Annotated in this window: 6 protein-coding genes and 1 tRNA gene; 2 read left to right on the forward strand and 5 right to left on the reverse strand. The window is 68.2% G+C overall.

The features are described from left to right. From ACFE87_RS24450 to ACFE87_RS24465, 4 genes are all read right to left on the reverse strand, one after another. Positions 1-484 (reverse strand): ClpX C4-type zinc finger protein (locus ACFE87_RS24450; RefSeq protein WP_375462267.1); only part of this gene is annotated, 484 nt, incomplete at its 3' end. Positions 485-701: 217 nt separating this feature from the next. After that, positions 702-1331: an ATP-dependent Clp protease proteolytic subunit gene (locus tag ACFE87_RS24455; RefSeq protein ID WP_375462268.1), complete on the reverse strand. Its 630-nt coding sequence runs from the start codon at positions 1329-1331 to the stop codon at positions 702-704. A gap of 79 nt (positions 1332-1410) precedes the next feature. Then, entirely contained in the window at positions 1411-2796 is a 1386-nt protein-coding gene (gene tig, locus ACFE87_RS24460) for a trigger factor (RefSeq protein ID WP_375462269.1), read from the reverse strand. Between the two features lie 85 nt (positions 2797-2881). Further along, a tRNA-Leu gene (locus tag ACFE87_RS24465) sits at positions 2882-2966 on the reverse strand. 125 nt (positions 2967-3091) lie between these two features. Here ACFE87_RS24465 and ACFE87_RS24470 point away from each other — a divergent pair. Next, complete coding sequence (locus tag ACFE87_RS24470; RefSeq protein ID WP_375462270.1) at positions 3092-4480, forward strand: multicopper oxidase family protein; 1389 nt, start codon at positions 3092-3094, stop codon at positions 4478-4480. A 10-nt stretch (positions 4481-4490) separates the two neighbouring features. Here the strand turns inward: ACFE87_RS24470 and ACFE87_RS24475 are convergent, their stop codons facing one another. Then, positions 4491-5999, reverse strand: a complete 1509-nt coding sequence (locus ACFE87_RS24475) for an NAD(P)H-hydrate dehydratase (protein ID WP_375462272.1) — start codon at positions 5997-5999, stop codon at positions 4491-4493. A 170-nt stretch (positions 6000-6169) separates the two neighbouring features. Between ACFE87_RS24475 and ACFE87_RS24480 the strand changes: the two genes are divergently transcribed. Next, on the forward strand, positions 6170-6363 hold a 194-nt coding region (locus tag ACFE87_RS24480), incomplete at its 3' end, for a P-II family nitrogen regulator (protein ID WP_375462271.1).

Consider the following 6363-nt stretch of genomic DNA (forward strand, 5'->3'; position numbering starts at 1 on the left):
GGATGATGTTCTCGACGTCCTCGCCGACATAGCCGGCCTCGGTCAGCGTCGTCGCATCCGCCATCGTGAAGGGGACGTCGAGGATGCGGGCCAGCGTCTGGGCGAGCAGCGTCTTGCCGGACCCGGTCGGGCCGATCAGCATGATGTTCGATTTCGCGAGCTCGACGTCGTTGTGCTTCGTCGCGTGCGCGAGGCGCTTGTAGTGGTTGTGGACGGCGACCGAGAGAACCTTCTTGGCGTGGTCCTGGCCGATGACGTAATCGTCGAGGACGCGGCGGATCTCCTTCGGGGTCGGAACCCCGTCGCGGGACTTCACGAGCGAGGATTTCGATTCCTCGCGGATGATGTCCATGCAGAGCTCGACGCATTCGTCGCAGATGAAGACGGTCGGACCCGCGATCAGCTTGCGGACTTCATGCTGGCTCTTGCCGCAAAACGAGCAATAGAGAGTGCTCTTCGAGTCGTTGCCGCTGGCCTTGCTCATCAGCCTCTCCAATCGGACCGTGAGCCGGTGGCCGGCCCACGAATCACATTCCAGGGTACCGACCGCGACCTAAACAAAGGGTCACCTGGCCGGTTTGAACCCGCCCCCGCCGCCATCATACGGCGCGATCCATCCGAACGAGGGATGCAATCACGCGCCGCACCGGCGATCAATAGGGCGGGCGATGGGTATATCGCCGCGCGGGCGGGCAACCCGTTCAGGGGGTCGCGCCGGCCTCCGGCCGCTTCACGAGCACCTGGTCGACGATGCCGAACTCCTTCGCGGCATCCGCGGTCATGAAATTGTCCCGCTCAAGCGCCGTGTGGATGACGTCGTATTCGCGACCCGTATGCTTCACGTAGATCTCGTTCAGGCGCTTCTTCAGCGCCTCGATCTCGCGCGCATGGATCAGGATGTCGGTCGCCTGGCCCTGGAACCCGCCCGAGGGCTGGTGCACCATGATCCGGGCATTGTGCAGGGCGAAGCGGTGGCCCGTCTCGCCGGCGCACAGGAGGAGCGAGCCCATCGAGGCAGCCTGGCCGACGCATAGCGTCGAGACCGGGCAGCGGATGAACTGCATCGTATCGTAGATCGAGAGGCCCGACGTCACGACGCCGCCCGGGGAATTGATGTAGAAGGAGATTTCCTTCTTCGGGTTCTCAGCCTCCAGGAACAGGAGCTGCGCCACGATCAGCGACGCAGTGTAATCCTCCACCGGACCGGTCAGGAAGATGATGCGCTCCCGCAGCAGGCGGGAATAGATGTCGAAGGCGCGTTCGCCGCGATTGGATTGCTCGACCACCATCGGGACGAGCGTGTTGTTGAAGACGTCGACTGGATCTCTCATTGCCCTCATCTCGTCGAGAGCGAAAAGGAGCTTCTTGCGGCCCCTCCCCGCCCGAACCCTGCCGGTGAGGCGCTTTCGCCTAGGACGAAGCGGGCTCCCCGGCATCCTTGACCTCGGGTGAGGCCGTCTCGTCCTCGTCGCGGAACAGGTCCTCACGCGAGGTCTGTTCTTCGACCACCTTCACCTGACCCAGGATGTGGTCGACCGTCTTCTCCTCGAAGATCGGGGCGCGCAGCTCGGCTTTGGCGGTCGGGTTCTTCTGGTAGAATTCCCAGACCTGCCTCTCCTGACCGGGATATTGCCGGACCCGCTCGACCAGGGCGCGGTCGACCTCCTCGTCGGAGACCTTGATATCGGCCTTCTCCCCGATCTGCGCAAGGACGAGCCCGAGCCGCACGCGGCGCTCCGCGATGCGGCGGTATTCCGCGCGTGCGGCCTCTTCCGTCGTGCCGTCGTCGGAGAAGGTGCGGCCGTTATTCTTGAGGTCGGCCTCGACCTGGCTCCAGACGGCAGTGAATTCCTGCTCGACAAGCCCGTTCGGCAGGTCGAAGGCGTATTTGGCGTCGAGCGCGTCCAGGAGCTCCTTCTTGAGCTTCCGGCGCGACTGGGTCTCGAAGTCGCGACCGATCGCGCCCCGCACCGCCTCGCGCAGCTTCTCGAGGCTCTCCATGCCGAACCCCTTGGCGAGCTCGTCGTCGATGACGGTGTCGCCCGGGGTCTGGACCGCCTTCACCACGACGTCGAACTCGGCGGGCTTTCCTGCGAGTTCGGCCACGCCGTAATTCTCGGGGAAGGCGACGGAGACCTTCTTCTCGTCGCCGGCCGACACGCCGACGAGCTGCTCCTCGAAGCCCGGGATGAAGGAGCCGGCGCCGATCTCGACGTCGATACCCTCGGCCGTGCCGCCCTTGAACTCCTCGCCGTCGATCCGGCCGACGAAATCGACCGTGACCCGGTCGCCCTCGGCCGCGGAGCCGTCCTTCGGCGCGAAGCTCCGGTTCTGGCGCGCCATCCGGTTCACCGCCTCGTCGAGATCCTCGTCCGAGACGCTGGCGACCTGCTTCGTGATGCTGACGCCCGAGAGGTCGGCGAGCTCGAACTGGGGCAGCACCTCGAGCGCGACCGTGAAGTCGAGATCGCCCTTCGCCTCCAGCGCCTTCTCGACCTCGGCCTGGTCGCCGACCATGTCGATCTTCGGCTCGAGGGCCAGCTTGAAGCTGTTGTCCTCGATGATCTTGCGATTCGCCTCGTTGACGGCATTCTGGACGACCTCGGCCATGACCGAGCGGCCGTAGAGCTTGCGGATATGGGCGAGCGGCACCTTGCCGGGCCGGAACCCGTTGATCTTGACGCGGTCCTTCAGGGTGGCGAGTTCGCCCGCGAGCCGCTGCTCCAGCTCGCTCGCCGGCAGGGTGACCCGGAACTCGCGGCGTAGGCCTTCCGACCTGGTCTCGGTGACCTGCATGATCTTGCCTCGTCGAACGGATGCGGCCGGCGCCCCCGGAACGGGGATCGCCGCCTTAGATAGGTACGGTGCGGCTCACGGCGAGTGGTGCGGGCGGAGGGGCTCGAACCCCCACGACTTTCGTCACTGGAACCTAAATCCAGCGCGTCTACCAGTTCCGCCACGCCCGCCGAAAGACGCCCTTGGCGCCGCGCCGCGGTGGCGGGTCCTTCTCACAAAGCCAACGGGCCGGCAACCCTGAGCGGATCGGCCCCGGCCTCGCCCACGGCTCGCGCGCGAGCTAGAGAGAGGATGCATGAACGCCATCTTCGATCGCCGCACCGCCCTCGCCGGGCTCGCCGCCACCCTCGTCGCCCTTCCGGCGCGGGCGCAGGCCACCAAGGCGCCCGAGGGCGCGGCTCCGGTCCAGCTCGAAGCCGGACCGAGCCAGGCCGTCCTGGTTCCGGGCCAGCCCGCGACCGAAATCTGGACCTTCGGGGGGCGCGAATCCGGGCCGGTGATCCGGATCCGGCACGGAGAGGAGGTGCGGATCCTCTTTCGTAACAACACGACCCTGCCGCTGAGCCTGCATTGGCACGGCGTTCGAGGCCCATCGTCGATGGACGGCGTCGGCGGCCTGTCGCAGCCTCCCGTCGCGCCGGGCGGGAGCTTCGAATATCGCTTCACCCCGCCCGATCCCGGGCTCTCGCTCATCCGGCCGATGGTGCTCGGCGGGTCGAGCGAGCCGGCCGGGCGCGGGCTTGCCGGCCTGCTCGTGGTCGAGGAGCGCGAGCCGCCGGCGGTCGATGCCGAGTTCGCGCTCGTCGTCCGGGACTGGCTCGTGCAGCCGTCGGGGGCGCTCGCGCCGTTCGGGTCGCCGCAGGAGGCCGCGGCCGCGGGCCGGCTCGGGAACCGGATCGTGGTCGACGGCGCGGAGGCGCCGAAGCGGATCGCCCTCCCCCCGGGATCCCGCATCCGTCTCCGGCTGGCGAATGGCTGCAACGCCCGCACGATGCGGATCCGCTTCGACGGCCTGAAGACGCATGTCGCGGCTGTCGACGGCCAGCCCACCGACACGTTCGAGCCGCTCCGCTCCACCCTCCCCTTCGCGCCCGGCACCCGGTACGACCTCTTCATCGACATGCCGGCGGAGGCTGGCGCGAAGGGCTCGATCACGGCCCTCGTCGGCGCGGGAATGCCGCTCGTCGAATTCACGGCGGGCGCCGGGGATTCGGTCGACCGGGGGGCCGTCGCCGCGCTCCCCCCGAACCGGCTTCTCTCGCCGAACATCCCGCTTCAGACCGCGCTCCGGCGCGACCTCGTGGTTTCGGGCGGCATCATCCGCACCGAGGCCGGCGCCATCGGCTACACGGGCGACGCGAAACGGATCTGGCAACTGAACGGCGCGTCCGGCTCGAGCTCCTCCCCGCCCCTGTTCACCACGCGACGCGGTCAGACGGTCGTGCTCGCGCTCCGCAATGCGACCGGGTTCGTGCAGCCGATCCACCTGCATGGCCACGTCTTCCGGGTGCTGCATGCGCTCGACGACGGGTGGGAGCCATGGTGGTTCGACACCTTGCAGGTGGCCGAGGGAAAGACCGTTCGGATCGCCTTCGCGGCCGACAATCCGGGCCGCTGGCTGATCGGATCGAGCGTGCTCGAGCGGCTGGATACCGGGCTGTGGACCTGGTTCGAGGTGACCTGACCCGCTCGCGTCAGAGGAGATCGCGCCAAACCTGCGGCAGCATGTCGGGCAGGTCCTCGGCGATCAGCCCGGGGCCGAACCGCTCGGCCGCGTCGGCATGCATCCAGACCGCGGCGGACGCGGCCTCGAAGCCGGGCATGCCCTGAGCGAGGAGGCCGCCGATCATGCCGGCGAGCACGTCGCCCGAGCCGGCGGTCGCGAGATGAGCGGACCCGTTCGCGTTCACGGCCGCACGTCCGTCCGGGGCCGCGATCACGGTGTCCGGCCCTTTCAGGACGACGACCGCGCCCATGAAGACGGCCGCGCGCCGCGCGCGGTCGAGTTTGGAGCCGGAGCCGACGATGTCGCGCGCGTCGGCCGATTCCTCGCTTGGCCCGGCGAAGAGGCGGCGGAACTCGCCGTCATGCGGCGTCAGCACGACCGGAGTCTCACGCCCGGCGCCGATCGCATCCCGGAGCGCGCCGGCTTCCCCGGCGAAGCTCGTCAGCGCGTCTGCGTCGAGCACGGTTCCCCGGTCGGCTTCGAGCGCCGCCTGAACCCAGCCCCGGGTCGAGGGACCCACCCCGAGCGCGGGACCGAGCACGAGGGCGTTGAACCGGTCGTCGGTGAGGAGGTCGGAGAATTCGTCCGGATCGTCGGCGACCCGCAGCATGATCGCGGTCAGGTGGGCGGCGTTGACCGAGAGCGCACGGGCCGAGGTGACGAGCGACACGAGGCCCGCCCCCGCCCGGAGCGCGCCCCGGGCGGCGAGGCGGGCGGCCCCGGTATGGGCCGGGCCGCCCGAGACGACGATCGCGTGTCCGCGATCGTATTTGTGGCCTGCCGTGCCGGCGCGCGGGAGCTGACGGCCCCACATCTCCGGATCGTTCACGACGGTTCGCCCGGCATCCGGGAAGCAAGCCGGCGGGATGCCGATATCCGCGATCTCGACCGCGCCGGCATGCTCCCGACCGGGATAGAGAAGGTGACCAAGTTTCCGCGCCCCGAGCGCGAGCGTGCAGGTCGCCCGGATCGCAACGCCCCTCACCTGCCCGGTATCGGAATCGATACCGGAGGGCAGGTCGACGGAGAGAACAGGCGTGCCGGCCGAAGCGACCCTTGCGATCACATCCGCGACCGGCCCGTCCACGTCTCGGCCGAGACCGGTCCCGAACAGGGCATCGACGACGAGGGTCAATTGCTCAGGTCGGGCCGCCTCGAGCGGCAGAACGGGCCCGGTCCAGTCTTGCGCGGCCAGGGCGGCATCCCCCGTCAGCGCACCGACCGGCTTCGCCGAGGCGAGTTCGACCGACCGGCCCGCGGCGACGAGGAGCCGGGCCGCCACGAACCCGTCCCCGCCATTATTCCCGGGGCCGCAGAGGACGAGGATGCGGTCACCCGGACCGGTCATCGCGACTGCACGGTCAGCGACCGCTTCGCCGGCTTTCAGCATCAGGCCGAAAAGGCTCGCACCCGTCGACACGGCCCGGGCCTCGGCCTCGCGCATCTCTGACGCAGTCAGCAGCAGGCTTCGCTCAATCAGCACGCTCACCTCCGCCAAGCCGTTCCTAAAATGCCCAGCCAATAACTAATCTGCATATTTTTATAGCAGCCTCTGCATGGCGAGCCGCAGAATCAGCGTGGCAGGGTCGATAGTGCGGTGATATTGGAGCAGACACGCGTCCGACGACGAACCGAGCCCCATTCGCGATGAAGAAGATCGAAGCGATCATCAAGCCCTTCAAGCTGGACGAGGTTAAGGAGGCGCTTCAGGAGGTCGGCCTTCAAGGGATCACGGTCGTGGAGGCGAAAGGCTTCGGCCGCCAGAAGGGGCATACCGAGCTCTATCGCGGTGCCGAATACGTGGTCGACTTCCTGCCCAAGGTGAAGCTCGAGATCGTGCT

The sequence above is a fragment of the uncultured Enterovirga sp. genome (assembly GCF_964242715.1).
GTDB lineage: Bacteria > Pseudomonadota > Alphaproteobacteria > Rhizobiales > Beijerinckiaceae > Enterovirga.

What these genes read in the sequence shown, in the direction of transcription:
- ACFE87_RS24455 (WP_375462268.1), bottom strand. Translation starts at nt 1,331, where the DNA reads ATGAGAGATCCAGTCGACGTCTTCAACAACACGCTCGTCCCGATGGTG.
- tig (WP_375462269.1), bottom strand. Translation starts at nt 2,796, where the DNA reads ATGCAGGTCACCGAGACCAGGTCGGAAGGCCTACGCCGCGAGTTCCGG.
- ACFE87_RS24470 (WP_375462270.1), top strand. Translation starts at nt 3,092, where the DNA reads ATGAACGCCATCTTCGATCGCCGCACCGCCCTCGCCGGGCTCGCCGCC.